Origin of the sequence: Marinobacter flavimaris, from assembly GCF_002933295.1 — a bacterium.
GTDB lineage: Bacteria > Pseudomonadota > Gammaproteobacteria > Pseudomonadales > Oleiphilaceae > Marinobacter > Marinobacter flavimaris.
In genome coordinates this window covers 122,438-147,992 of the sequence record NZ_PSSW01000005.1, presented here as the reverse complement: position 1 = coordinate 147,992, position 25,555 = coordinate 122,438, and the positions used below count along the sequence as shown (strand labels likewise).

Genomic DNA, 25,555 nt, shown 5'->3' with positions numbered 1-25,555 from the left:
CGGGAATCAGGTTTTTCCGGTCAGCCGTTCAAGCAACACCAATTGTGAGGCAAGGCGCTCTTCACCTTCTGCGGGCTGGTTCTGAATATAACTGCCGTCCGGTTGCAGTACCCAGGACTGGCAATTGTCGGCCAGGTAGGTATCCAGATCTTCTCTGACCCGGGCGGCAAGATCAGGATCGTCCAGGGGGAAAGCGGTTTCCACCCGGCTGAGCAGGTTCCGTTCCATACCATCGGCACTCGAACAGTACACATCCGGGCGGCCATTGTTGCCAAAGTAGTAGACACGGGTGTGCTCCAGGAAGCGGCCAATGATCGACCTCACCCGAATATTCTCCGAGAGGCCCGGCACTTCCGGACGCAGACAACAGATGCCGCGGATGATCAGATCGATTTTCACACCGGCCTGTGAAGCCCGGTAAAGCGCCTTGATCAGCTGGATTTCCGTCAATGCATTGAACTTGAAGATGATCCGGCCCTTGTCCCCAAAGCCCGCTTCCCGATCAATCAGGCTCAGTAGCCGGGGATGGAGGGTGAAGGGCGAATGAAACAGCTTCTTGATCTTCAGGGCCTTACCCATGCCGGTAAGCTGCTGGAACAGCTTGTTGACGTCGTCGCTGATGGACTCATCGCAGGTCATGAAGCTGTAGTCGGTATACAGACGGGCGTTACCGGCATGGTAGTTACCGGTGCCCAGGTGCACATAGCGGCGCAGCCGTCCCTCCTCACGCCTCACAATCAGAATCATCTTGGCGTGGGTTTTGTAACCAACCACGCCGTATACCACGATCACGCCCGCTTCCTGCAGCCGACTGGCCAGCTCGAGGTTCTCGGCCTCACTGAATCGCGCCCGTAACTCGATAACCGCGGTAACCTCCTTGCCGCGGCGGGCCGCATCCGCCAGCGCCTCGACAATCTCCGAGTCTGCCCCCGTCCGATATAGGGTCTGGCGAATCGCCAGAACCTGAGGATCCTTGGCGGCCTGGCGCAACAGATCAACGACCGGGCTGAAATTTTCGTAAGGGTGCAACAATAGAATCGGGCGCTTGCGAATGGCATCGAACATCGATTCCTTGCTGCGTATCAGCTTGGGAATCGACGGCGAAAAACCGGAATAGGTGAGGTCCGGACGGTCCACCAGCCCTCCGACCGCCATCAATCGGGTCAGGTTCACCGGGCCATGGACCTGGTAAAGATCGCGCTCGGTCAGACCGAATTCCTTCAGCAGGAACTGAACCAGCTCTTCCGGGCAGTTGTCGGCAACCTCAAGGCGCACGCCGTCGCCAAACCGGCGACTGAGCAGCTCACCACGCAGGGCCGAGGCCAGGTCTTCCAGATCGTCTTCAAGCTCAAGGTCGGCGTTACGGGTCAGCCGGAACTGATAGCAGCCTTTCACCTCCATGCCGGGGAAGAGCTCGTCGGCGTGGGCGTGGATCATGGACGACAGGAACACCAGGTTTTCGCCACCATTGCAGACATCATCAGGCAGACGGACCAGGCGGGGCAGCGAACGCGGAGCCGGCACAATCGCCATGCCGGTTTCCCGCCCGAAGGCGTCCTTGCCGTCCAGCTCAACAATGAAGTTCAGGCTTTTGTTGACCAGACGCGGGAACGGGTGCGAAGGATCCAACCCGATGGGGCTGACCACCGGCAGGATCTCCTCCTCGAAATAAGTGCGCACCCACTCCGCCTGCTCCGGCGTCCACTCCCGGCGCCGGACAAAGTGAATGTTCTGCTCTTCCATCTCGGGAATCAGCACATTGTTCAGTATGTCGTACTGCTCGCGAATGTACTCGTGAGCAACACGGCTGATCTCCGCCAGGGCCTGGTCCGGCATCATGCCATCGGCACCAACGGTCTCACGGCCGTATTTCATCTGCTGCCTTAGACCGGCCACACGGATCTCGAAGAACTCGTCCATGTTGCTGCTGAAAATGCAGCAGAAAATCAGACGATTGATCAACGGGTGCGTCGTATCCAGGGCCTGCTTGAGCACGCGGTAATTAAACTGGAGCTGGCTCAGTTCCCGGTTGAAGTAATTTTCATTGGCATCCAGGTTGATCTCCTCACCAACCGGGGGCACATCCACCGGCGCAGGCACACTCCGGTCATCCCCTGCCGTCTGATTCTTCGCCGTTTCCGTTGTCATGATTCCTCGATTCCAGTGTGTTCGCCACTGCTGGCGAATGATTTTGGCCTTATCCGCGCTGACGGTCCCGCATCAGTCGGGCCGCGCGCACGGCAAAGTAGGTCAGGATTCCGTCGGCCCCGGCTCTGCGCATGGCCATCAGGCTTTCCATCATCACCGCATCCCCGTCGAGCCAGCCGTTCTGGGCTGCGGCCATATGCATGGCGTATTCGCCACTGACCTGGTAAACAAATGTTGGTACCCGCAATTCCGTCTTCACCCGGTGCACGATATCGAGATACGGCATACCGGGCTTGATCATCACCATGTCTGCGCCTTCGGCCAGGTCCATCGAGACCTCATGCAATGCCTCGTCACCGTTGGCCGGATCCATCTGGTAGGTCGCCTTGTTACCCTTGCCGAGATTGGCGGCCGAGCCTACCGCATCACGGAAAGGCCCGTAATAGCTTGATGCGTACTTGGCAGAATAGGCCAGGATCCGTGTGTTCACATGGCCGCCGTTTTCCAGCGCTTCGCGAATGGCACCAATACGGCCATCCATCATGTCAGACGGTGCGACCACATCGGCGCCCGCATCGGCATGGGAGAGCGCCTGGTTGACCAGTGCCTCGACCGTCACGTCATTGAGGACATAACCGTCGTTATCGATGATGCCGTCCTGGCCATGGGTGGTGAACGGGTCCAGCGCCACGTCTGTAATCACTCCGAGTTCCGGGTGGGCCGACTTGAGGGCGCGAACCGCTCTCTGCGCCAGACCATCGGAATCCCAGGCTCCGGAGCCGGAGAGATTTTTCTTCTCGGCCGGAACTACCGGAAACAGGGCAATTGCCGGGATACCCAATTCGACCAGCTCCGCAGCCTGTTCAACCAGCAGATCAATGCTCAGGCGCTCCACTCCCGGCATTGAGGGCACCTGTTCCCGCTGGCCCTCACCCTCCAGCACGAATACCGGATAGATCAGGTTGTCCGGCGTGAGCTGGTTTTCCCGAACCAGGCGACGCGAGAAATCGCTGGCCCGGTTACGGCGTAAGCGGGTGGCAGGAAAAGTACGGGGAGTCGGAATCGGCACTGACAACCTCCTGGATGGCTGAACAAAAAGTCTGATGGACCGTCTCGGCATCCGCCGGGCGCCCTTTGCGCCATCATACACGGCCGGCGCCGCTGGTTGCAGACTCCCCTGGCAGGATAGGGCGATTAAATGACAGGTTAATTACCGTATCGAATCCAGCGCCTCGGCTCGAACCTGTTCGGTTTCATTGAAGTGGCTGGCCCTCAGACGCTCCAGCGCCTGTTGACGTTCCGGCTCGGCAAGCCCGGGGGACAATAGCCGGTCCCGCTCCTGTGAATAGACTTGCCAGCGGCGGTCCCAGTTCTTTTGTTCCTCCTCAAGGCGGGCCAGCCTGTCCGCCGCGGCTTCCCCAAAGGCCTCCTGACGCCAGGCCTCGAGCGCCCGGGGATCATCCGCCAGCTCCCGGCGCACCTGTTCATAGTCTGCAAACCGTCGGGTCTCCTCCCTGGCCTTGCGGAGCGGCTCCGGCAAGGCAGACTCGGCCTGGCGAAGAGCTTCTGCTTTCTGCTCATCGGTCAGGCTGTCATTGCTTGCGATCCTGAGTTTTTCGATCTGGAAGCGGTCGACTGCCTCATCGTCAGCAAAGAAAGCGGCGGCGGTATCGGCATCAAGCCAGGTCCGCCGCAGTGCCTGGATCTCTGCCATCCTTCGCTGCATCTCACCCGCGCCAAGCCCGGACACCTCACCATAGCTTTGTTCCAGCTCAGAAACCGCAAGTTTGTATTCCAGGTAGTTTCCAAGGGTTACCAGGGCCTGGGATCTCGCTGGCTCTTCCAGGCCCGACAGCGCCGCTTCAATGCGCGCCACCAACGCTTGCAGCGATTCCTCTCCCAGGGCTGACAGGAAATACTCGAACAGCTGTCGCAGATGCGGGGTCGGGACAAGATTGCCGAACCTGTCCGTTCGGGCCCAACCATCCGGGACCGAGGTGCCGGCCAGCGAGGCTGGCAACTGCTCGGGAACACGGACCGTGGAAGCGTTGTTTACCAGGTCGGAGGGCGCAGAAGAGGCCGCCCCCTTGTTCAGTGATTTCAGAGACTCATCAACAGGCGCCGATACGACCGGCTCACCCTCGGCAGCCGGATCTGTCGTCATCAGCCAGAAGCTGACAACAGCTGCTATGATCAGTAGCAAAACAAGGAAAAGATGGATTCGGCGCTTCATTACCACACAGGAGTCCAGATTACGGGTGACTGGCGATTTGCCCGGGCTAACGGCGCAAAATGATAATGAACGAGGATAAACGACGCTGACAGGTCATACCGAGACAGGGATCAAAAACGGAGCCGGGGCGAAGCGCCCCGGACTGCCGTCTGAACGTTCAGAGGGAGCGGTTGTTAAAACCCACTTCCACCTTGCGAGGTGTATCAGAACGGAAGGAGGTATCTACTTCCTGGATCCTTCCGCCCTGGCTCAGGAACGCTTCGATGTCTGCCTGCAACTGTGCGCGAACGCGGGCACGGCCGGCGATGGAATGGTTGTCGTCACTGTCGCTGGTCCAGCTTCCGGACTGCTCCAGGTTGCTTTCGTCGAATTCACTCATGATCTTTTCTCCATCAACGAAAACAGATGGTCGAGTGCTGCGACCCCGCAGGGAACCTCACTCCGTATCGACGAAAGACCGCCTGCGGCTTCGTCTTGGCGTCTTTATAATCTGCTTTTCGTGACCACGCTATTTATTGGCAACGACTTTTTTGTAAATTTTTGTAAATCACAATAAACAATTGAATTACATGCGAAAATTTTATATTCGCCTGTAGATCAAAAAATTGACAGAAAGAATGAATAGTGATTCACTGCTTATAGGGAGCCCGAATGGCCTATCGAGAAACGGAAAAAATGCGCCAGCGCAAGGCGGAGGCGCGCAAACGGATTGTGGACTGCACTTATCAGTGCGTGGCCGAAGGCGGTTTTCGAAGCGCGCGGGTTACCCGGATCGCCGGGCTGGCCGGCGTTGCCACAGGAACTATCTACCGGCACTTCGAGTCCAGAGAGGACCTGTTCGCCGAGATTTTCCGGCTGGCAACCCAGCGGGAGGTCGACAAGGTCGCCGAAGCTCTGGCCTCCGATGGCAACGCCGCCGAGCGGCTTGAGCGGGCACTCAGACAATTTGCCGAGCGGGCACTGAAAGGCCCGCAAATGGCCTGGTCACTGATCGCCGAGCCGGTGGACCCGAAAGTGGAAGAAGAACGACTGGCATACCGCAAGGCGTACGCCAACCTGTTCGAAAAAGCGATCCGCGAAGGCATTGAAGAAGGATGCATCCCGGATCAGGACGCTCGCCAAAGCAGCACCTGCCTGGTGGGCGCCATAGCGGAAAGCCTGGTTGGCCCCCTGTCACCGACACAGACCAGCCAGGCCACCAGCACAACAGAAGACAACAATGACCCGCTGGTCAATTCCATCATCTGCTTTTGTATGCAGGGGTTGACCGGCACCAGGAGGTAGCTATGAACGCGCGGCAGCCCGGGCCAGAGACGCCATCAAACGACCAGGAAGATCGCTACCTGGCCAGCACCCACGAGGTCTTCAACCAGCCACCGGCCCTGGAGAACTATAACCTGTTCGAACAGGACATTGCCCTGCAGGAAGCTGCCCTCCGGGAGGGCGCCGGTAAAGCTGCCGAGGACCTCAAGGCATTCGGAGCCCTGGCCGGGGCCGCGCAGACCATTGACCTGGGGTTTCGCGCCAACGCCAACAAACCGGTCTTCAACACCCATGACCGTTTCGGCCACCGCATCGACGAAGTGGACTTCCATCCGGCCTATCATGAGCTGATGCGGATTGCCTTCGACAATGGTCTCCACAGCAGCCCCTGGAGCCATCCAGGCCAGGGCGCGCATGTTGCCCGCGCAGCCAAGTACTACATGCACTCCCAGGTGGAGGCCGCCCACTGCTGCCCTGTAACCATGACCTTTGCCGCCATCCCGTCAATTCGCAAGCAGCCGGAACTGGCGGCCGACTGGGAAGCCAGGATCCTGGCCGACAGCTACGATCCCCGCAACCTGCCGGACAGCCAGAAAAGTTCCGTGACCATTGGCATGGCCATGACCGAGAAACAGGGTGGCAGCGACGTTCGCGCCAACAGCACCAGGGCCTACCCGATCGGCGCGGGAGGCCCGGGCCAGGCCTATGAGCTGGTGGGTCACAAATGGTTTGTCTCTGCTCCCATGTGCGACGCTTTCCTGGTACTGGCTCAGACACAGTCAGGACTGTCGTGCTTCCTGATGCCCCGCTGGCGCCCGGACGGCACCAAGAACCCCTGGCAGGTCCAGCGCCTCAAGAACAAAATGGGCAACGTTGCCAACGCCTCCAGCGAAGCCGAACTGCGCGGCGCCCTTGCATGGATGGTTGGCGAGGAAGGCCGCGGCGTGCCCACCATCATTGAAATGGTGGCCATGACCCGCTTCGACTGCATGATCGGCAGCTCCGCCGGCATGCGTCAGGCCATCGCCCAGGCCAGTCACCACTGCCGTCACCGCAGCGCCTTCGGTGCCCGCCTGATCGATCAGCCTCTGATGCAGAATGTTCTGGCCGACCTGGCCCTGGAAAGCGAAGCGGCACTGGCCTATACCATGCGCATCGCCCGCGCCCTGGACAACCAGGACAAAGAACACGAACGACTGCTGGCCCGCCTGGCCACACCGGTCGGCAAATACTGGATCTGCAAACGCACCCCGAACCATGCCTATGAGGCCATGGAATGCATCGGCGGCAGCGGCGTGATGGAAGACTGCATCATGCCCCGGCTGTTCCGGGAATCTCCCGTCAACGCCATCTGGGAAGGCAGTGGCAACGTTCAGTGCCTGGACACCCTGCGCGCCCTGCAAAAAGAGCCTGAAACCCTCGACGCCTTCTTCAAGGAAGCCGCTGAAGCCAAAGGCGCCGATCGCCGCTTCGACCAGTTCCTGGCGCAGCTGCAACACGACTTCGCCGACATCAGCGATTTCCAGTACCGCGCCCGAAACCTGGTCGATCGCATGGCCCTGGCCCTGCAGGGCTCCCTGCTGCTCCGCCACTCGGATGCCGCCGTCGCCGACGCCTTCTGCGCCTCGAGACTCGAGTCCAGTGGCGGCATGAACTACGGCAACCTGCCCTCGGGCACCGATCCGGCAGCCATTATCAAACGGGCAACGCCTGTAGTAGGCTAAGTTGCTATTGGAAGCCCACTGAGAACTCTGAGAGTCGATGGGGAATCCCCTCCCAAAAATGTGCGGAGCCATGGATGGCGGAGCCCAAGCGCCACAGGGATGTGCCGCAAGGAGCGTTTTTTGGGAGGGGATTTCTCATCGACTCCAGCACGGAATCAAAGATGTCAGAAGCCCTGAGAAAACTCCTGCGGGAAGGCCAAAAGCCCCAACAGCCGGTTATAACGCCCCACGTGGGCGTACTGACCCTGCACTTCCAGCTCTACGGCTGCGACGACCTCAAAGCCAAACGCAAAGTCTTCACCGCCCTGAAGGCCGTCTGGGGCAAAGAACCCGACCTCGCCGTCGCCGAAACCGCCGACCAGGAGGCTCTCGACTGCGCCACCTGGACCATCGCGGCCCTGGGCACCTCCTCACAGCAGATTACCCAGCGTCTGGACCAGATCGAAAAAGCCATCGAAGAACGCGTGGATGCTGCCATACTGGATATACACCGGGAAATACTCTGACCGTATAACCCCGAGGGCCGCGTGTGGCGTAACCTGTCGCCAGGCCGTATACTACGCCCCCTCAGGGATGCCAGTGCGCCTGCCAGCGGCAGGCGACCAGACATTAATGCCGGACAGCAATGCCGGCCGTATCCGCAGGGCATCCGGAACCGGCCCTTCGGATGACCACTGATTGTGAGTGGCGCCTATGACCGGAAAGAAAAAATCCGCCCAGGCCTCGGTAGAGGCCATGTATCGCGTATTCACGGTGCCCGAGGCGCCGGAATCGACGCTGAGCCGGATTGACCAGAACATCTCCCGCAATCTTGCAGGCTTTCTGCAGGAGCACATCGTTGCGGTAGAACGGGACCTCTCGGATGTGGAGAAAGACTTCTCCGACTACAGCATTCCCGAGAAGCCGGTCTTTGTGTCTGAACAGGCCCAGTTCCTGCTCGACAAACTGGTGGCCAACTCCGTTCACACCGCCTCACCAGCCTTTATCGGGCACATGACCTCAGCGCTGCCGTATTTCATGCTGCCGCTGTCGAAAATCATGATTGCCCTGAACCAGAACCTGGTCAAAACCGAAACCTCCAAGGCGTTTACACCCATGGAGCGCCAGGTGCTGGGCATGATTCACCGGCTGGTATACCAGGAAGACGGCGCCTTCTACCGCAAGTGGATGCACGACCCCCGTTACGCCCTGGGTGCCATGTGCTCTGGTGGCACAGTCGCCAACCTCACCGCCCTGTGGGTCGCCCGCAACCGGGCCTTCCCGGCCGAGGGTAGCTTCCGCGGACTGCACCAGGAAGGCCTGTTCCGGGCTCTGAAATACTACGGCTACGAAGGCGCCGCCATCGTCGTCTCGCGCCGCGGCCATTATTCCCTGCGCAAAGCCGCCGACGTACTCGGCCTGGGCCGGGAATCCCTGATTCCCGTGGATACCGACGACGAAAACCGCATCAACACCGATGCCCTGCGGGACAAGTGCCTGGAACTGCAGCGCCAGAAAATCAAAGTCATGGCCATCTGCGGCGTGGCCGGCACCACCGAAACCGGCAACGTCGACCCTCTGGACGCCATGGCCGACATCGCCCGCGAATTCGGCGCCCACTTCCACGTGGACGCCGCCTGGGGCGGGCCCACGCTGTTCTCCCGCACCTACAAACACCTGCTGCGCGGTATCGAGAAGGCAGATTCCGTCACTTTCGACGCCCACAAACAGCTCTACGTCCCCATGGGCGTGGGCCTGGTAGTCTTCCGCGACCCGAGCCTCGCCAGCGCCGTGGAACACCACGCCCAGTACATCATCCGTAAAGGCTCCCGGGACCTGGGCAGCACCACCCTCGAGGGCTCACGGCCCGGCATGTCCATGCTGATCCACTCCGGCCTGAAAATCCTGGCCCGGGAAGGCTACGAGATCCTGATCGACCAGGGTATCGACAAGGCCAAGACCTTCGCGGAAATGATCGAAGCAGAACCGGATTTCGAACTGGTCACGAGACCGGAACTGAACATCCTGACCTACCGCTACTGCCCGGAAAACGTCCAGGAAGCCCTGGCCTGCGCCGACCCGCTGCAGGCGGAAAAGCTCAACACCTGTCTGAACCGGATTACCAAGTTCATCCAGAAAACCCAGCGGGAACGGGGCAAGGCGTTCGTGTCACGTACCCGACTGGAGCCGGCCCGTTACTACAACTTCCCGTGCATCGTGTTCCGGGTGGTACTGGCCAACCCTCTGACGACCAAAGAAATCCTGGCCGACATCCTTTCGGAACAGAGAGAGTTATCACGGGATGAGGGCATAGAGGATGAGATCAGCATCCTGCACCAGATGGCGGATGCGGTATTGAAGCAGGCGACGCCGAACGCGAGACAGGCCTGAAGAGTCCAGAAGACTTAGCCATGGCGATTTTAGGCAACAACCATGGCTCAGTTGAGCCGGGCGGGGGATGGTTCAAAAACTGTGCGGAGCCAGGGATGGCGGAGCCAAGCGTACAGGGACGTATTCACAGCGTGTTTTTGAACCATCCCCCGCCCGGCTCGCTTCTCCCAAGCCTGCAGACAAGGCCTTAGTACAGGGCCTCTTCATCATCCAGAACATCATGGATGATATCCAGGAACATCTTATCCGCCTCACTCCAGTTCTCGGGAATCCGGATATTGGTGCTGGCACTGATTTCCTGCGCAATCAGCTCCTCGGCATTCGGCTGACCCCGGTGCTTGCGAGCAATCTCCATGGACTTGACGGCAATGGTCGGGTCGCTCAAAACCTTCTTGATGAAGGTCCTCAGCTCATTAATCATCTTCGCCTGACGGCCTTCAACGGATGAACTCATACTTCACTCCACGGACAAATAGGCTTGAGGGGTGAAACACCCCTTTTTACAGATAGTATGACCAAACTCGGTTTATACAACCAGCCCGGTCAGATCAACAAGCCTCGCAGGGTGAAGAACAGAATCGCTGCCATAATGGCCGATGCCGGTACGGTGATGATCCAGGCTGCGGCAATGCGCACCAGATGCGAACGCTTCACCAGCTCTTCCCGGTAGATCTTCTTCAGGCGTTTACGCTCGGACTTGGACAGAGGGACCTGCTTTTTCTTCTTGGCCCGCTTGAGCAGGTTCTCCATCTCCTCAACCGACGCATTGCGGAAATCATCCAGGAACGGCTTCAGACGCTCCTGCTCGGCAGGATCATGGTGCTCCATGATCTTGTGCAGCTGGGTTGCGTAGTTGGACTTCAGGTACTCCCGAAGGAAGCCAACGCCGAACACGCCACCAATCGCGATATGGGTGGAGCTAACAGGCAGGCCAAGCTGAGACGCAAGGATCACCGTGAGCGCTGCCGAAAGCGCGATGCAGAACGCCCTGGTCTTATCCAGTTCGGTGATTTCGCTGCCGACGGTCTTAATCAGGCGTGGGCCGAACAGCATCAGGCCAACGGCCAGACCCAGGGCACCCACCATCATGACCCACAGGGGAATATTCGCTGACATAACCACCGAATCAGCCGAGAGGGCATCGTTAATGGCAGCGAGCGGACCAATGGCGTTCGCCACGTCGTTGGCGCCGTGGGCGAAACTCAGCAGTGCCGCGGCAAAGATCAACGGCCAGGTAAACAGGGTATTCACGCCTGCCGAGCTGTTCTCCATGGTCGATGCCATGCGGCCCACCAGGGTGCGCATAACGAAGAACACCACGGCGGCCGCGGCAAGCCCGATCAGCGTCGCCTCGAGAAAATCGACTTTGACGATCTTCTTGACGCCCTTGATCATCAGGTAGGTGCCAAAGGCCCAGGCCATGATCGCCACCAGCCAGGGAACAAAGGTCCTCGCGGCCGGAATGACCTCTCTTCGATAGAGCACAGTCTTCTTGATCGCAAACAGGAACAGGGCTGCCAGAGCACCGCCCAGCACCGGCGAAATCACCCAGCTGGCGGCAATCTTGCCCATCACCGCCCAATCAGCAATACCCCAGCCACCGGCGGCGATACCGGCACCCAGAACGCCGCCAACAATGGAATGGGTTGTAGACACAGGCGCGCCCATCCAGGTGGCCAGATTCAGCCAGAGGGCGCCAGCCAGGAGGGCGGCGGTCATCAGCCACACGAACGCCCTGCTCTCTTCCAGATTGGAGGGATCAATGATGCCACCCTTGATGGTGGAGACCACATCTCCGCCGGCGATGATCGCGCCACCGGCCTCGAAAACGGCTGCGATGAGCACAGCGGCACCCAGGGACAGGGCACCAGAACCCACCGCTGGCCCCACGTTGTTGGCAACGTCATTGGCGCCAATGTTGATCGCCATGTACCCGCCAATCACCGCGGCGGCCATCAGCAACATACTGTTGGGCATTCCCTGGCTGAATGATCCGACAGTCAGCCACACGCCAAGTAAGAAAAGCAGGCTGATGCCGACCCTGTATCGTTCCGTGGTAGGGCTGGTGAGAAGGGTATCCAGGAATCCGCTCGAACGGGCCATAACAGATCAGGTCTCGTTTAGTCTGTGAGGATTGGGGGCGAACACTTTCGCGCGGCAACTATAATTTTTTTGACATGAAAATGAAATAAAACGGTCACAATTCACACAGACTAAACACATCACAGACTCGAGTGCAAAAACGCACTAAATTGACTCATAATCCCGGACATAAGCGCCAAAATCACAAAAACAGCAAAAAAAAGGTTCCCATGCCTCATTCAACTTCCTCCGGACAGCTCGCTGCCGGCGAACGGGAAGACGGCCAGGTCTCGCGTCTGCTCACCTGGCTCTCGGCAACCGCTATCGCTTTTCTGGTTGGCATCGGTACCAAGGCCTGGTTCGCCGGACACGAGACCCATGCCTGGGTGCTCTGGTCCTTCATCGGTCTGATTGCCGTGAACATGCTGCACTTTGCCAGCACCGGCAACCGGGCACGCCAGAAAGCCGGGATGATCGTTATTGTCGGCCTGCTTTTCACCTACCTGATTGCGTCCGGCGGCGAGAGCAACACCGGGCCACTCTGGTTTTACGTCTTCCCGCCTCTGCTTTTTTACCTGACTGACCTGAAAACCGGCACGGCGGTGTTGCTGTTCTGCTACCTGGTCGCGGTAGTGGTGTTCCAGTTTCCCGGGCTACCGCTGGTCTCGGCGGAATACAGCATGGATTTCAAGATCCGCTTTTTTGCGGCCCTGACCTTCGAATCGATTTTCTGTTTCGTCCTCGAAGCCAGCCGACTGAAAGCACGTAATGAACTTCTGGCGCTGGCCGAAACCCATGAGCACGCCGCCCGCACCGACGAGCTCACCGGGCTGGCCAACCGCCGTGAAATGCAGAACCGCCTGACCATGGAGTTTTCCCGCTACCAGCGCTCCGGCCACCACTTCTCCATTGCCCTGATCGATCTCGACCTTTTCAAACAGATCAACGACCAGTTCGGACACGACGCGGGCGACGATGTCCTGCGGGAGTTCGCTGCATTGATGCGAACCGTGATTCGGCAGGCGGATGTCGCGGCCCGATGGGGCGGTGAAGAATTTCTGGTGTTATTGCCTGACACTTCACTGCTCCAGGCCCTGAGCCTGGCTGAAAGACTGCGGTCGCAAGTTGCCAGGCACCCGTTCCGGTTCAGAGATCAGGCATTACCGGTAACCATCAGCGCCGGTGTCTGCTCCATCGCCAAGGCCCGGTCACTTGACGATCTTCTCAAACAGGCCGACCTGAACCTCTACAATGCCAAGGAATCCGGGCGCAACCGGATAGCACCGCGGGTTCGAAGCCAGGAAAGCGAACCTTCCCCCACCCACTCGCCTTGAGGCGAGAAAGCACTCCCGCTATGATCGTGCGCCACCGAACGACCGTATGAACAGTGCCAAGGCAGCGAGCAGATAACCTATGACATCAATCAGAATCCTGGTGGGCAGCGTCTATGGCGGCGCGCTCCTGACGGCCAGAACGCTCAAGAAAGAGCTTGAGGGGGAAGGTCACCACGTGACCGTGTTGGAAAATCCGGCACTGGATGACATCACGTCGAACAACGATGCGCTACTGGTATGCACATCGACAACCGGACAGGGCGAGCTTCCGGCCAATCTGCTGCCCTTCTACCTGGACCTGAGGGACCAGTTGCCACAACAACCCGGCCGGCCGTTTGGCATCATCGTCCTGGGTGACAGCTCCTACGGAGATACTTTCTGTGGCGCTGGCGACCTCATGGAGGAAGCGCTTTACGAAACCGCTGCCCGTAAGGTTGGTGACACGCTTCGGATTGATGCCCTGGAAACCATGGAACCGGAGGCCGAAGCGCTGCCCTGGGTCCGGGGGTGGCTGGAGCAGATCTGAGACACGGCTACAAAAATTTGCCAATCAGGCTCTGCCAGCGACTTGAGCCGCCAAAGACGACACGCCATACTCCCAGAGACAATGACAATTAAGCGGTACGACGTGGCATCCACCCTCTGGCTTCGTTTACTGATAACACTTTTGCTGTTATCCGGCCTGTCCGCCCCATCCTTCGGGGCCGAGGATTCCTATGTTCCGCAAATCGAGTACCTGCGCGTTGCCCCCGACAACAAGCTGACGGTCAGTGAAGCCCTGGCCTCCGACAGCTGGCAAACTCTCGAGGAAAAAAGTCCGAATTTTGGCTATATCCGCGATACCGTCTGGCTTCGGTTTCCGGTATCGCAGCCGGCGACCATCAACCTTCTTGAAGTTCGCTACTCGCAATTGGATAAAGTGACCTTCCACCTGATTGAGAACGGCCGAATCGCACGGCGGGTGGAGACCGGAGACCACGTTCCGTTTGAACAGCGCCCGATACTGCACCGCCATTTCCTGTTCCCCTTCGAGCAAAGCATAGCCAGCGAGTACCAGATTCTGCTGGAGGTGCGCACCGAGGGGGCCATGCAGATTCCGGTTCGTCTCTGGAACGCCCAGGCGTTCTTCGAGCATTCTTCCACCGAAGACCAGATGCACGCGCTTTACTACGGCATCCTGATCACGGTGATTTTCTTCAACCTGTTTATTTTTGCCGCGCTACGAGAGCCGGTATACCTGCTCTACGTGCTCTCGACACTCGGCTATCTATTACTTATCGGAAGCCTGAATGGCTCAACTTATCAGTTTCTCTGGCCTGACAGCCCTGCCCTACAGAATCAGATCATGTTGCTGGCTGTGCCTTTCTCTCTTTTCTTCACCCTGGTGTTCTCCCGCTCATTCCTGAAACTTGAACACACCGGGCCTGTTCTGAACCGGCTCGTACTGTTCATGATCTCACTGAATGCAGTGGTTGGTCTGATGACATTCTTTCTGGACTACAGCACGGGCAGCCGACTGACCGTGGCCCTGGCAATACCCAGCTGCCTTTTGCTCACTGTTCTGGGGCCCGTGCAATGGTGGAAGGGGAACCCGCAAGCCGGTTATTACACGGTGGCCTGGGCGGCACTGACACTGGGCAGCGCAATAACCGCGGCCAACAAGTACGGCCTGCTGCCAAACAATTTTGTGACCACCTACGGTATGCAGATTGGGTCGGCACTGGAGGCCATTCTGCTCACGCTGGCCCTCGCGGCGCGAATTTATCAGGAACGCCAGGACAAGGTTGACGCCCGGGAAGCCGAACTGAATGCTCTGGCAGCACGACGGTCAGCAGAGCTGAAACTGATGGATCATGCGCTGCATAATCCCCTTACCGGCCTCCCCAATCGGAGCAGCCTGGAAATGATGCTGAACGACCTGATGCTGCGCAGCCCCGAGCGACGCTATGGCGTCGCCGTCATCCACCTGAATAACCTGCAGTCGGTCACGAAGACGCTGGGGCATCGCAACAGCGACCGCATTCTGGCGCTGGCATCCAAGCACTACAATGCCGTGGCGAGGGAGCTCCCGGGCGCCTTGCCGATTGAGCAGAGTGATCAGCGCAATTTCTACCTGGCGTCACTGGACCCACAGACATTCGCCTTTGTTGTCGACGCCGATGCAACCGGCCACGTTCCCAGAGCCATTCTGAAGGCGCTGGAGGGCATACGCTACCCGATCGACTATCTGGGCATGCAGATACCTCTGGACCCCGCCCTGGGAGTGGCAATTTTTCCCGAGCACGGCACCGATGCCAATACCCTGATACGTCGGGCAGTGATCGCTGAAGGATCCGACTCTGCGCGGGAACGTGGCATAGCCTATTACAAATCCAAAAAGGACTCCTACAGCGCCGACCGATTGACCCTGGTGTCGGAGCTACGGCATGCGCTCAATACCAACGAGCTCGCTCTGTTCATGCAACCCAAGCAGAGCCTGAAAACGGGTCGAATCGTCGGAATTGAGGTTCTGATCCGGTGGCCCGGCCGGGCAACCCCCATCCGCGCCGATGAGATTGTCAGTCTGGCGGAACAGACCGGTCTAATTAAACCTCTGACCCGGTGGGTCATTGAGCAATCACTGGAATTGCGCTCACACTTACTGGAGCGCGGCTGGCCCCTGAACATATCCATCAATATTTCGCCCAACAACCTGCGGGAACCGGACTTTCCCATCTTTGTTCAGCGTCTGATGAACAGCTATCACAGCCATCAGGGCTCGATTATTTTCGAGGTAACGGAAACGTCCATGATGCAGGACCCGGGCAACTCCCTGCGAGCGCTGAACTCACTCAGCGCCACCGGCATTCCGGTTTCGATCGATGACTTTGGGTCCGGCTACTCTTCACTGTCCTACATCAAGCAGCTACCTGCGAGCGAGGTCAAAATCGATCGGTCACTGGTCACCGAGCTGACCACCGAGGCGGAAGACCGGGTGATTGTGCAGACCACCATTGATATGTGCCACAGCCTGGGCTATCAGGTGGTGGCCGAGGGTGTGGAGGATGAGGTAACCGCCAATCTGCTCAGGGACATGGGCTGCGACATGATCCAGGGTTACCTGCTGACACCGCCACTGCCCTTCGACGAAATGATGGATTGGCTGGATAAGAATCACCAGCAGCCGGACCAGCGTAAGCTGGGCTAGCCGGCTAGGACCTCTGACGAATCAGTGCTTCCTGGGTAGTGGATGCCACCAGCACACCGTCCTGATTGAAGAAATTACCCCGATTGAATCCCCGTCCGGCCGAAGCGCTGGGGCTATCCTTGTCGTACAACAGCCATTCGTCCATGCGGAAATCCCGGTGGAACCAGATCGAGTGATCAAGGCTGGCCACCTGCAGCCCCTTGCTCATGAATGTCAGGCCGTGCGGGTTCAGGGAAGTCCCGAGGAACTGGAAATCCGATGCGTAAGTGAGCAGGCAACGGTGAAGTACGGGATCGTCTGGCAGATGCCCCTGGGCCCGGAACCAGCTCTGCTTGTGGGGCGGCCGCTTCTCCGGCTTCAGGGGGTTGACCGGGTTCACCGGGCGGATCTCGATCGGGCGGTCCCGGGTCAGAATCGGGCGCATCTTCTCGGGTACCTGGGGTGCCAGCAGTTCGCCCCATTCCTGTTCCGAGCGAAGTGTTTCCGGGTCCGGCGCATCCGGCATGATCAGCTGATGCTCGAATCCTTCCTCGGCTACCTGGAACGACATGGAACCGGTCAGGATTTCCTTGCCGTCCTGGCGGGCAATCACCCGACGTACCGAGAAACTGCCACCATCACGGACCCGCTGGACCTCGTAGTCGATGGGCATGTCCTGATTACCGGGGCGCAAAAAGTAGGCATGAAGGGAGTGGCAAAGGCGACCTTCAACAGTTCGGCTGGCCGCCATCAGCGCCTGACCAAGAACCTGCCCGCCAAACACGTTTGGAAAGCCCAGATCCTCGCTGTCCCCCTGGAAATGGTCGTCACCGATGGGCGAGAGATCCAGCAACTCCACCAGTTTCTTGGTTACCTCAAGCATGCCTGCTCCTGTGATTTCGTTAGCACACGAAGGAGTTTTCTACCGCAAGCGGCGAAATTTCGCAATGAAAAGCCGTCGCCGGCCAAGAGAAAGCAGCCCCGTGGTATCGGGGCTGCGGATTGGAGTCCGGCTAATCAGCCGTGTATCGGAGGCACTTCCTTGGACAGGGCCTGTTTCTCCATGGCATAGCTGCCGGTCACCGCAAACCCCAGTACATCGCCCCCGGCGCTCTTGAATAGCGCCTTGACGCTGGTGCCATCCTGCTCAACTTCCCAGTTGCCCTTGGCTTCCGACGGTGGTGGACAGACGGCGGTCGGGCAGCAGGGGGTCTTGATCATCACCGGCATGGTGCCATAGCTGACTTCGGTGCGCTCACCGAGCAAGGTTTTTGCAAGCGCCCGGGAACAGGCCATCAGCGGCAGGACATAAAGCAGCACGTGGCCGTCGACTTCGGCGCAATCACCGAGTGCGTAGACATCCGGCGCGGAAGTCTCGAGCGCGCGATTCACTACGATGCCCCTGGCCGTCTCCAGCCCGGCAGCCCGGGCCAGATCGGTCCTCGGGCGCAGGCCCACAGCGGACAGTACCAGATCAGCGTCCAGAGTCTCGCCATTGGCCAGGGTCAGACTGACCCCGTCACCCCTGCGGTCGATCCGATCAACCACGGTTCCGAGGTGAAACCCGACCCCCAGGTTCTCCAGCTCCTGCTGGACAGCATGGGCGGCCGCCTCCGGCAGCAGTCCGGGCATCACCTCCTCGGAAGGGGCAATCACATCAACTTCATAACCGCCGTTGCGCAGGTCGTTGGCAAACTCACAACCAATCAGACCCGCCCCCATGATCGCCACCCGCTTGCCCTCGCCCAGCGCTTGCCGGAAGGCGCGGTAATCCATCAGGTCATTGATCGAGAACACATGCTCCTGACCATCACCGTCCAGGCCAAGCCGGATCACATCGGCGCCCCAGGCCAGAACCAGCTTGCTGTAGGCAAGTCGTTCATCACCGAGAATCAGTTCGTGGGCCTCGCTATCAATGCCGGTGACCGTGGCAAATGTGCGAATCCGGACATTCAGCTGATCCGCCATGGCGTCGGTACCGCCCTGGGCCAGGCCATCGGCGTCCTTGCCCTTGGTAAAGCCGGTGGACAACATGGGCTTGGAGTAGCTCACGCCATCGTCGGCGGTAACCATCAGAACCGGGGTCTCCTTGTCCTGCTTCCGGATTTCCCGCGCCAGGGAATAACCGGACAAACCGGTACCGACAATAATGATGGGGGCCTGTTCAGTCATAACCGTGTTCCTGTATTTAACTCACCTGGGCGGCTTTTACCGGCCGTGCCGGGTACTATCAACCGATCTCGATCATTTCAAAATCTTCCTTGCCGACACCGCAATCCGGGCATACCCAGTCTTCCGGTACGTCTTCCCACTTGGTGCCCGGCTCAATGCCGTCCTCGGGCCAGCCTTCGGCTTCATCGTAAATCAAACCACACACCACACACTGCCACTTCTTCATATCGTTCTCCCAACATCAGACGGACGCAATAATAATTGTCAGACAATATTGCACGCAAGTGTTTTATTCAGTTAACAGATACGAACAACTGTCGATTCAGGCCATCATACCCATCGCCCCGGTATTGACCAATGCCAATGCCGACGGTCCGGTCAGGGGATTTCTGCCAATAGCCACAAATACAGATCTGACAACCGGGGTGGCCCCTCCCTTCTGCAGGCCCTGTCCGGTATAATCGCCCGTTTTACGACAGGACCGACCGATATGACCGATACCGTCGCCGAAATGAACCAGGTTATGGCCGAAGCCGACTGTCTGGTGGATGAACAGCAGGTACAGACTGCAATCGGCAACCTGGCCGACGATATTACCGCCCGCCTGAAAGACAGTAACCCTCTGCTGTTCTGCGTGATGAACGGCGGGCTGATCCTGACCGGACAACTGCTACCCCGGCTCCGGTTTCCGGTCCAGGCCGAATACCTGCATGCCACCCGCTACCGTCAGGAAACTACCGGCGGCATTCTCGAGTGGAAACTGCAACCCGAAGCCGATATGCACGGCCGTACCATCCTGATTATCGATGACATTCTGGATGAGGGGACGACCCTGTGCGCCATCGCCGACTACTGCCGCGCTCACGGTGCCAGTGAGGTACTGACGGCCGTTCTGGTCGACAAGCAACATGACCGGAAAGCCCGTCCGGATCTGAAGGCCGATTTCACCGGCCTGGAAGTGGAAGACCGCTTCCTGTTCGGTTACGGCATGGACTACAAGGGCTACTGGCGCAATGCCCCGGGCATCTATGCAGTCAAGGGTCTCTGACATCGACAGTCACCTGACCATACCCCCGACGGACTGGTACCAATCGCTGACGGCCGCCGGCCTCCTGAACCCGGCGGTTCACGGGCCTGCCCGCTATTGGTTGCAGGTAGAGGGTTCGTTTACACGAGCCCTGCAGAAACAGTGCAGCCGTTCCTTTCACGTTGAGGTCCGCCGGGAGGGCTTTGCAACGCCGACACAGGAAGAGGCCCGGCGCCTGCGCATTCCCCACCGTCAACACGCCTGGATACGGGAAGTCAGCCTGTGCGGCGACAACCAGCCCTGGGTATTGGCCAGGACGGTCATTCCCCTGAAGTGTCTGGAGGGCGAGGGGCGCCGGCTGCTTCACCTGGGCAATCGACCTTTGGGCGCCTACCTGTTCACCAGCCCCCACTGGCAACGGGGCCCTCTGGAAACCGGCCTCTGCAGACCGGTAATCCCGGGACAGCCGGAACTGGCAAGGCGCTCCCTGTTCAGTGGCCACAACAGCTCCCTGCTGGTTGGTGAATACCTGCTACCGGCGCTGTTTCAGCGGAACACGCTTTAACCGGCCTCCCGCGACTGGCTATAATCCCAGCACTCATTCAATTCGAAGAACACCAGACGGACGCGCGCCATGCTGCCTGACGCTGTGCCAGAACCTATCCAGCGCCGGTTGGCCGACTACGCCAGCCTGCTCAGAATCGACCGCCCGATCGGAACCCTGCTCCTGCTGTGGCCGACCTACTGGGCCCTGTGGCTGGCCGGAGACGGCAGCCCCGCATTGGCTAATGTCATCATTTTCACCCTGGGCGTCTTCTTCATGCGCGCGGCTGGCTGCGCCATCAACGATTTCGCTGACCGGGACTGGGACAAGCATGTCAAACGCACCAAGGACCGGCCACTGACCGCGGGCCGGGTAAAACCCTGGGAAGCGGTGGCGCTGTTCGCGGGACTGTGCCTGGTTTCCTTCCTGATGGTGGTTCTGTTCACCAACCCGCTGACCCTGTATCTGTCGTTCGGCGGTGCCCTGCTGGCATTCATTTACCCGTTCATGAAGCGTTACACCCATTTGCCTCAGCTGTTTCTGGGCGCGGCCTTTTCCTGGGCCATCCCCATGGCCTGGGCGGCGGAGGCCGGCGAACTGAGTCAGCTCACCTGGCTGCTGTTCACCGCCAACGTGCTATGGACCGTTGCCTACGACACCCTGTATGCCATGGTGGATCGGGATGACGATCTGAAAGTGGGCATCAAGTCCACGGCCATCCTGTTCGGAGAAGCCGACAAGGCGATCATTGGCATGCTGCAGGCCATGGTTGTACTGATCCTGATCATGGTGGGCCATCGTGCCGAGCTGGGCACCTTCTACTATCTGGGCGTCGTGGCCATGGCCTGCCTGTTCATTTACCACCAGTACCTGGCGCGGGAACGTGAACGGGACGGCTGCTTCAAGGCGTTTCTGAACAACAACTGGGCCGGCTTTGCCGTTTTTGCCGGCCTTGTAATTGATCTCATGGTCAGCTGAACCTGTCATATACTTGTAACACTTGAGCGTTGTAATGAGGCAGCAACAAATCAAGGTCTGACACAGGTTAAAAGCTCATGACTGGAAAAACTGTCCTGATCGTCGATGATGAGGCCCCGATCCGCGAGATGATCGCGGTGGCCCTCGAAATGGCGGATTATGACTATCTGGAGGCAGCGGACGCCCGGGAAGCCCATGCCCTGATTGTCGACAAACACCCGGATCTCGTACTCCTCGACTGGATGCTGCCCGGCACCAGCGGCGTGGAACTGGCACGCCGCCTCAAGAAAGAAGAAGCGACCGCCGACATTCCCATCATCATGCTCACCGCCAAGGTCGAGGAAGACAACAAGATCCAGGGCCTGGAAGTTGGTGCCGATGATTACATCACCAAACCGTTCAGCCCCCGGGAACTGGTCGCCCGCCTGAAAGCCGTGCTTCGGCGTGCGACGCCGCCGGGCGTAGACAGCCCGATTGAAGTGGAAGGCCTGACGCTGGATCCGGTCGGGCATCGGGTCACCACCCAGAATGGCGCCCTTACCATGGGCCCGACAGAATACCGACTGCTTCAGTTCTTCATGACGCACCAGGAACGGGTATATACTCGCTCCCAACTCTTGGACCAGGTCTGGGGTGGCAATGTCTATGTTGAGGAGCGGACCGTGGATGTGCATATCCGCAGGCTCCGCAAGGCGCTTGGCGACCAGTACGACCACCTGATCCAGACCGTACGCGGAACCGGTTACCGCTTCTCGACCAGAGCCGCGTAAGTAACTCCGGCCAGCTGAGCATCAGCCCCGGAACGGACACAAGGCAGTTTTTGATGCAGCACAACTGGTCACGATACCTGCGCTACATTATCGGTGGCCTGATTGGCTCCACCCTGGTTGGCCTCTATTTCGGTGAGCCCGTTTACGGCCTTACCCTCGGGCTGATCGTCTATCTCTGGTGGACGCTGCTTCAGGCCAGGCGTCTCTACCAGTGGCTGTCCAACCCCAGCGCCACCGACGAAGCCCCGCAGAGCATCGGCCTGTGGGGCGATATTTTCGACAACCTTCACAAACTGCATCAGACCCACCTGAGAACCCAGGACCGGTTGAGGGCCCAGATCAATCGGGTGCAGGAATCCACCAACGCCATGCGCGATGGCGTGATCATGACCGATTCCCGCGGCGCCATGGAATGGTGGAACGGCTCCGCCGAGTATCTGCTGGGTTTCCGGCGCAACACCGATCAGGGCCAGTACATCCATAACCTGATCCGCACGCCGGCCTTCAAGACCTATTTCGATTCACGGGATTACCGCGAGCCCCTGGAGATACATTCGCCGGCCAGACCTCACATTCACCTTCAGATCCAGATCAGCCTGTTTGGTGACGACGACCGCCTGATTGTCGCCAAGGACGTAACACGGCTGTACCAGCTCGAACAGATGCGCCGGGACTTTGTCGGCAATGTGTCCCACGAGATGCGCACGCCCCTCACGGTCATCAGCGGCTACCTCGAAACCCTGGTGGACAATGCTGCCGACCTGCCGCCTAAGTGGCGCCGGGCCATTAACACCATGGCTGCCCAGTCATCCCGGATGGAAGCCCTGATCACCGATCTGATCCTGCTCTCACGTATTGAAACCGGGGAGCAAACGGTCAACGACACCCTCACGGACGTCGACCAGTTGCTGACCCAGATCTGTCATGACGCCCGGGCGCTCAGTGGCGAAAAACAGCACGAGATTACCGTGCATATCGGCGACCACCGCCTGCTGAAAGGCGATGAAAGCCAGCTGCGCAGCGCTTTCTCGAACCTGATATTCAATGCGGTGAAGTACACCCCTGCAAATGGCCAGATTATCGTGTCCTGGTCCACCAACCGGGAAGGCGCACACCTGTCAGTCAGGGATACCGGCATCGGTATCGACCCGGTCCATATCCCCCGTCTGACAGAACGCTTCTATCGGGCCGATCCCAGCCGCCACAAGGACACCGGCGGCACCGGCCTTGGCCTGGCAATCGTCAAACACGTGTTGCTCAACCACGATGGCAATCTGGAGATTCGCAGCCGGATTGGCGAGGGCAGTGAATTTATCTGTCATTTCCCGCGGGAGCGACTGGTCGAGCGGATCCCCGAGAGGGCAGAGAGCTAGCGCATACCCGCGCGGAAGCGGGCGACAAACCTCGACAGGTCCTCCAGCTTTTTCGGGTCTTCATCGACAAAACGAATGGTAACGCTGACAAAGTCCGTGTCCTGGCGTTTGTCCACCGCCTGCAACTGGTGCACGTAGCCGTTCAACCTCGCCATCTGGCCCTCGGCGATCTCGATGTCCACTACCGCCTGGTCGAGAATCCCCGGGAATACCTGGTCCCGCTTCGCGATCACCCGCACCTCCGTCAGATTGATATCCTTGACCACCGATTTCAGGGTGCTCTCGGCGAAGCGTACCGAGGCCAGGCTCATGGGCGCCCGGGCCGAGGTCGGCCTTGTCGGTGCCAAAGGCTCGGGCCCGGGGGAAGAGGACGGTGACTCGGCGGAAACCTCCGCCGCGGCTTCGGGCTTGCGGGTCAGCAGGTTGGCCGACTCTTTGAAGGCATCGGCAGGGCTGGCCATGGATTTGCCGCTCCGGTCCATGGCATCTTTCAGTTTGCGGCCCATCACCTTGATGATTTTCTTGCTCAACCCCTCGGGGCTGAACGGTTTACCAAGGTATTCGGAAACGCCGCCTTTGACCGCTTCGATCACGTGATCCTTGTCGCCCCGGCTGGTGATCATGATAAAAGGCACGTTTTCGTACTGGGGCTGCTGGCGCATCCATTGCAACAATTCCAGCCCGGACATTTCTGGCATCTCCCAGTCGCACAGAATCAGGTCAAACGCGGTCCTCGACATCAATGACTGCGCTCGCCGGCCGTTCTGGGCGTCGGTAGTCTCGATGACCGGGAAACGCTGGCGCACGGTTCGCTTGACCAGATCACGTACAAAGCTGGCGTCATCCACCACCAGCGCTTTCAGCATTGCCATAGTTCAGACCTTCCCCTATCCACAACCCGGTTCTATGTTGCAACTATAGAACAAACACCCACGCCAGAAACCTGTCGGCAACAAAAAGACCACAATCGCCGTTTTTCAGGAACCGTCAGGTTAAAGAATTGTCACTCCACGGGAGCCAGGACAGTGTTTCTCCGGCTGGAAAACGCGCTAACATGGGCTCAGGATACTCCACGATCATCAGCCTGATAGAGGTTTTGTGTGCTGACCAAACCTGCAAGGATTCTTCGCCAGGGCGGCGTTACTCGCGGCTTATTGTTTTCCGGTTTTCTGTCATGTCTGTCACTGCCCGCCATTGCCCAGGACAGCGCTGAAGTTGAGCCAGCGGGATTTGCCGAATGCAAGGCCCGGCTTCAGGAGCAGGCCATTGCCGCCGGGGTCAGCAGCAAGACCGCCAGCGAGGTGATGTCCGGGGTCCAGCATCTGGCACGGGTGATCGAACTGGACCGGCGGCAACCGGAGTTCACCACTACCTTTGCCGACTACCTGAACCGGCGGGTTAACGATGCCCGGGTCAACACCGGCCGCGAACTGTTGCAGGAACATCAGGAGCTGCTGGCCAGAGTCACCCGGGAAACCGGCGTGCCCGCGCCTTATTTGGTGGCCTTCTGGGGCCTGGAAACCAATTTTGGCAGCTATTTCGGCAAGATGCCGGTACCCAGCTCCCTGACAACACTGGCCTGCGATCCCCGCCGCAGCACCTTCTTCACCGAGCAGTTGATCGCGGCCCTGCGCATTATTGACGAGGGCGCCATACCGGCAGACCAGATGGAAGGCTCCTGGGCCGGCGCCATGGGCCACGTTCAGTTCATGCCGACGGTTTTCCTGAAACACGCGGTGGATGCCGATGGTGATGGCCGCAGGGATCTGTGGAACAGCCTTCCGGATGCCATGATGTCTGCGGGCCGGTTTCTCGAATCCATGAACTGGGACGGCGACTACCGTTGGGGCCGCGAGGTCCTGTTACCCGAGAATTTCGACTATTCCCTTGCGGACGGGCGTCGTCTGCCACTGGAGCAGTGGCGCGAAATGGGCATTACGGATGCCTTCGGCAAGCCACTGGCCCGCGAACCGATTAATGCCGCCCTCGTGGTGCCGGCAGGACACCGCGGGCCTGCGTTTCTTGCCTATCACAACTTCCGCGTGATCATGGGCTGGAACCGCTCCGAGTTCTACGCCATCGCGGTTGGTCATCTGGCTGACCGGATTGCCGGCGCTGGTAAACTGCAAAATCCTCCGCCCGAGGACGCGCCTGCGCTGTCCCGCGCCAACATCATCAACCTCCAGAAAGCCCTGCAGCAACGAGGGTATGAGCCGGGTAACCCAGATGGCATCATGGGCCCGGCAACGCGGTCTGCCATCCGTCAGTTCCAGGCTGCCAACAACCTGGTGGCTGATGGCTACCCCGGTGAATCGGTGCTGGCGGCGTTGGAAATACCTGCAGGACAGTGATCCGCCGGGGAGTCGGCGGC

General features: G+C 59.3%; 23 protein-coding genes. 13 read left to right on the top strand and 10 right to left on the bottom strand.

The window, feature by feature from the left end; all coding sequences use genetic code 11:
• Positions 1–6 precede the first annotated feature (6 nt).
• The 4 genes from ppk1 to MDHKLMBL_RS10985 form a co-directional block, all read right to left on the bottom strand.
• Positions 7–2,148 carry a polyphosphate kinase 1 gene (ppk1, locus tag MDHKLMBL_RS11000; protein WP_053113181.1) on the bottom strand — a complete coding sequence of 714 codons (2,142 nt, stop codon included), beginning with the start codon at positions 2,146–2,148 and terminating at the stop codon, positions 7–9.
• A gap of 49 nt (positions 2,149–2,197) precedes the next feature.
• Positions 2,198–3,217 (bottom strand): porphobilinogen synthase, encoded by a 1,020-nt coding sequence (gene hemB / locus MDHKLMBL_RS10995; RefSeq protein ID WP_008173501.1) that lies wholly within the window; start codon positions 3,215–3,217, stop codon positions 2,198–2,200.
• Between the two features lie 141 nt (positions 3,218–3,358).
• Positions 3,359–4,312, bottom strand: a complete 954-nt coding sequence (locus MDHKLMBL_RS10990) for a lipase secretion chaperone (RefSeq protein WP_227507833.1) — start codon at positions 4,310–4,312, stop codon at positions 3,359–3,361.
• A gap of 226 nt (positions 4,313–4,538) precedes the next feature.
• Complete coding sequence (locus tag MDHKLMBL_RS10985; protein ID WP_008173503.1) at positions 4,539–4,760, bottom strand: hypothetical protein; 222 nt, start codon at positions 4,758–4,760, stop codon at positions 4,539–4,541.
• A 272-nt stretch (positions 4,761–5,032) separates the two neighbouring features.
• On the opposite strand from MDHKLMBL_RS10985, the gene MDHKLMBL_RS10980 reads away from it, so the two are divergent.
• The 4 genes from MDHKLMBL_RS10980 to panP all read left to right on the top strand — a co-directional run bounded on the left by MDHKLMBL_RS10980 (position 5,033) and on the right by panP (position 9,738).
• Complete coding sequence (locus MDHKLMBL_RS10980) at positions 5,033–5,665, top strand: TetR/AcrR family transcriptional regulator (RefSeq protein WP_008173505.1); 633 nt, start codon at positions 5,033–5,035, stop codon at positions 5,663–5,665.
• Positions 5,666–5,667: 2 nt separating this feature from the next.
• A complete protein-coding gene (locus tag MDHKLMBL_RS10975; protein WP_008173507.1) occupies positions 5,668–7,368 on the top strand; it encodes an isovaleryl-CoA dehydrogenase in 1,701 nt (566 codons plus the stop codon).
• 161 nt (positions 7,369–7,529) lie between these two features.
• Positions 7,530–7,874 (top strand): DUF503 domain-containing protein, encoded by a 345-nt coding sequence (locus MDHKLMBL_RS10970; RefSeq protein WP_053113183.1) that lies wholly within the window; start codon positions 7,530–7,532, stop codon positions 7,872–7,874.
• A 187-nt stretch (positions 7,875–8,061) separates the two neighbouring features.
• Positions 8,062–9,738 carry a pyridoxal-dependent aspartate 1-decarboxylase PanP gene (gene panP, locus MDHKLMBL_RS10965; RefSeq protein WP_008173510.1) on the top strand — a complete coding sequence of 559 codons (1,677 nt, stop codon included), beginning with the start codon at positions 8,062–8,064 and terminating at the stop codon, positions 9,736–9,738.
• Between the two features lie 187 nt (positions 9,739–9,925).
• On the opposite strand, the gene MDHKLMBL_RS10960 is transcribed toward panP, so the two are convergent.
• The gene (locus tag MDHKLMBL_RS10960) at positions 9,926–10,192 is read right to left on the bottom strand and encodes a hypothetical protein (RefSeq protein ID WP_008173512.1); all 267 of its coding nucleotides are present in this window, start codon (positions 10,190–10,192) and stop codon (positions 9,926–9,928) included.
• Positions 10,193–10,281: 89 nt separating this feature from the next.
• The gene (locus tag MDHKLMBL_RS10955; RefSeq protein ID WP_053113184.1) at positions 10,282–11,841 is read right to left on the bottom strand and encodes an inorganic phosphate transporter; all 1,560 of its coding nucleotides are present in this window, start codon (positions 11,839–11,841) and stop codon (positions 10,282–10,284) included.
• 209 nt (positions 11,842–12,050) lie between these two features.
• Here MDHKLMBL_RS10955 and MDHKLMBL_RS10950 point away from each other — a divergent pair, with 209 nt between their 5' ends.
• From MDHKLMBL_RS10950 to MDHKLMBL_RS10940, 3 genes are all read left to right on the top strand, one after another.
• Positions 12,051–13,154 carry a GGDEF domain-containing protein gene (locus MDHKLMBL_RS10950; RefSeq protein WP_053113185.1) on the top strand — a complete coding sequence of 368 codons (1,104 nt, stop codon included), beginning with the start codon at positions 12,051–12,053 and terminating at the stop codon, positions 13,152–13,154.
• Positions 13,155–13,233: 79 nt separating this feature from the next.
• Positions 13,234–13,680, top strand: coding sequence for a flavodoxin (locus MDHKLMBL_RS10945; protein ID WP_008173520.1), 447 nt, complete (start codon positions 13,234–13,236; stop codon positions 13,678–13,680).
• Positions 13,681–13,761: 81 nt separating this feature from the next.
• Positions 13,762–16,341 (top strand): EAL domain-containing protein, encoded by a 2,580-nt coding sequence (locus MDHKLMBL_RS10940; RefSeq protein WP_053113186.1) that lies wholly within the window; start codon positions 13,762–13,764, stop codon positions 16,339–16,341.
• Positions 16,342–16,345: 4 nt separating this feature from the next.
• Here MDHKLMBL_RS10940 and MDHKLMBL_RS10935 read toward each other — a convergent pair whose 3' ends face one another.
• The 3 genes from MDHKLMBL_RS10935 to MDHKLMBL_RS10925 form a co-directional block, all read right to left on the bottom strand.
• Positions 16,346–17,203, bottom strand: coding sequence for an acyl-CoA thioesterase (locus MDHKLMBL_RS10935; RefSeq protein WP_008173524.1), 858 nt, complete (start codon positions 17,201–17,203; stop codon positions 16,346–16,348).
• A 134-nt stretch (positions 17,204–17,337) separates the two neighbouring features.
• A complete protein-coding gene (locus tag MDHKLMBL_RS10930; protein WP_104270802.1) occupies positions 17,338–18,492 on the bottom strand; it encodes an NAD(P)/FAD-dependent oxidoreductase in 1,155 nt (384 codons plus the stop codon).
• A 58-nt stretch (positions 18,493–18,550) separates the two neighbouring features.
• On the bottom strand, positions 18,551–18,718 hold the full coding sequence (locus MDHKLMBL_RS10925; protein WP_008173532.1) for a rubredoxin: 168 nt from the start codon (positions 18,716–18,718) through the stop codon (positions 18,551–18,553).
• A 264-nt stretch (positions 18,719–18,982) separates the two neighbouring features.
• On the opposite strand from MDHKLMBL_RS10925, the gene MDHKLMBL_RS10920 reads away from it, so the two are divergent.
• From MDHKLMBL_RS10920 to phoR, 5 genes are all read left to right on the top strand, one after another.
• Entirely contained in the window at positions 18,983–19,540 is a 558-nt protein-coding gene (locus tag MDHKLMBL_RS10920) for a hypoxanthine-guanine phosphoribosyltransferase (RefSeq protein ID WP_008173534.1), read from the top strand.
• The gene (locus MDHKLMBL_RS10915) at positions 19,521–20,084 is read left to right on the top strand and encodes a chorismate--pyruvate lyase family protein (RefSeq protein ID WP_053113189.1); all 564 of its coding nucleotides are present in this window, start codon (positions 19,521–19,523) and stop codon (positions 20,082–20,084) included. The genes MDHKLMBL_RS10920 and MDHKLMBL_RS10915 overlap by 20 nt, the downstream gene beginning before the upstream one ends.
• 69 nt (positions 20,085–20,153) lie before the next feature.
• A complete protein-coding gene (ubiA, locus tag MDHKLMBL_RS10910; protein ID WP_008173537.1) occupies positions 20,154–21,041 on the top strand; it encodes a 4-hydroxybenzoate octaprenyltransferase in 888 nt (295 codons plus the stop codon).
• A 77-nt stretch (positions 21,042–21,118) separates the two neighbouring features.
• A complete protein-coding gene (gene phoB / locus MDHKLMBL_RS10905) occupies positions 21,119–21,811 on the top strand; it encodes a phosphate regulon transcriptional regulator PhoB (RefSeq protein WP_104270801.1) in 693 nt (230 codons plus the stop codon).
• Between the two features lie 53 nt (positions 21,812–21,864).
• Positions 21,865–23,184, top strand: coding sequence for a phosphate regulon sensor histidine kinase PhoR (gene phoR, locus MDHKLMBL_RS10900; RefSeq protein WP_104270800.1), 1,320 nt, complete (start codon positions 21,865–21,867; stop codon positions 23,182–23,184).
• Here the strand turns inward: phoR and MDHKLMBL_RS10895 are convergent.
• Positions 23,181–24,056, bottom strand: a complete 876-nt coding sequence (locus MDHKLMBL_RS10895) for a response regulator (protein ID WP_008173544.1) — start codon at positions 24,054–24,056, stop codon at positions 23,181–23,183. The two genes, phoR and MDHKLMBL_RS10895, sit on opposite strands and share 4 nt — an antisense overlap.
• 228 nt (positions 24,057–24,284) lie before the next feature.
• Here MDHKLMBL_RS10895 and MDHKLMBL_RS10890 point away from each other — a divergent pair, with 228 nt between their 5' ends.
• A complete protein-coding gene (locus tag MDHKLMBL_RS10890; protein WP_104270799.1) occupies positions 24,285–25,535 on the top strand; it encodes a lytic murein transglycosylase in 1,251 nt (416 codons plus the stop codon).
• Positions 25,536–25,555: the final 20 nt, after the last annotated feature.

Coding starts and splice junctions, on each gene's coding strand:
- MDHKLMBL_RS10955 (WP_053113184.1), bottom strand. CDS start 11,841: ATGGCCCGTTCGAGCGGATTCCTGGATACCCTTCTCACCAGCCCTACC.
- MDHKLMBL_RS10915 (WP_053113189.1), top strand. CDS start 19,521: ATGCAGTCAAGGGTCTCTGACATCGACAGTCACCTGACCATACCCCCG.
- phoR (WP_104270800.1), top strand. CDS start 21,865: ATGCAGCACAACTGGTCACGATACCTGCGCTACATTATCGGTGGCCTG.
- MDHKLMBL_RS10895 (WP_008173544.1), bottom strand. CDS start 24,056: ATGGCAATGCTGAAAGCGCTGGTGGTGGATGACGCCAGCTTTGTACGT.
- panP (WP_008173510.1), top strand. CDS start 8,062: ATGACCGGAAAGAAAAAATCCGCCCAGGCCTCGGTAGAGGCCATGTAT.
- MDHKLMBL_RS10970 (WP_053113183.1), top strand. CDS start 7,530: ATGTCAGAAGCCCTGAGAAAACTCCTGCGGGAAGGCCAAAAGCCCCAA.
- phoB (WP_104270801.1), top strand. CDS start 21,119: ATGACTGGAAAAACTGTCCTGATCGTCGATGATGAGGCCCCGATCCGC.
- ubiA (WP_008173537.1), top strand. CDS start 20,154: ATGCTGCCTGACGCTGTGCCAGAACCTATCCAGCGCCGGTTGGCCGAC.
- MDHKLMBL_RS10945 (WP_008173520.1), top strand. CDS start 13,234: ATGACATCAATCAGAATCCTGGTGGGCAGCGTCTATGGCGGCGCGCTC.
- MDHKLMBL_RS10935 (WP_008173524.1), bottom strand. CDS start 17,203: ATGCTTGAGGTAACCAAGAAACTGGTGGAGTTGCTGGATCTCTCGCCC.
- MDHKLMBL_RS10930 (WP_104270802.1), bottom strand. CDS start 18,492: ATGACTGAACAGGCCCCCATCATTATTGTCGGTACCGGTTTGTCCGGT.
- ppk1 (WP_053113181.1), bottom strand. CDS start 2,148: ATGACAACGGAAACGGCGAAGAATCAGACGGCAGGGGATGACCGGAGT.
- MDHKLMBL_RS10985 (WP_008173503.1), bottom strand. CDS start 4,760: ATGAGTGAATTCGACGAAAGCAACCTGGAGCAGTCCGGAAGCTGGACC.
- MDHKLMBL_RS10975 (WP_008173507.1), top strand. CDS start 5,668: ATGAACGCGCGGCAGCCCGGGCCAGAGACGCCATCAAACGACCAGGAA.
- MDHKLMBL_RS10960 (WP_008173512.1), bottom strand. CDS start 10,192: ATGAGTTCATCCGTTGAAGGCCGTCAGGCGAAGATGATTAATGAGCTG.
- MDHKLMBL_RS10950 (WP_053113185.1), top strand. CDS start 12,051: ATGCCTCATTCAACTTCCTCCGGACAGCTCGCTGCCGGCGAACGGGAA.
- MDHKLMBL_RS10940 (WP_053113186.1), top strand. CDS start 13,762: ATGACAATTAAGCGGTACGACGTGGCATCCACCCTCTGGCTTCGTTTA.
- MDHKLMBL_RS10980 (WP_008173505.1), top strand. CDS start 5,033: ATGGCCTATCGAGAAACGGAAAAAATGCGCCAGCGCAAGGCGGAGGCG.
- MDHKLMBL_RS10925 (WP_008173532.1), bottom strand. CDS start 18,718: ATGAAGAAGTGGCAGTGTGTGGTGTGTGGTTTGATTTACGATGAAGCC.
- MDHKLMBL_RS10920 (WP_008173534.1), top strand. CDS start 18,983: ATGACCGATACCGTCGCCGAAATGAACCAGGTTATGGCCGAAGCCGAC.
- MDHKLMBL_RS10990 (WP_227507833.1), bottom strand. CDS start 4,312: ATGACGACAGATCCGGCTGCCGAGGGTGAGCCGGTCGTATCGGCGCCT.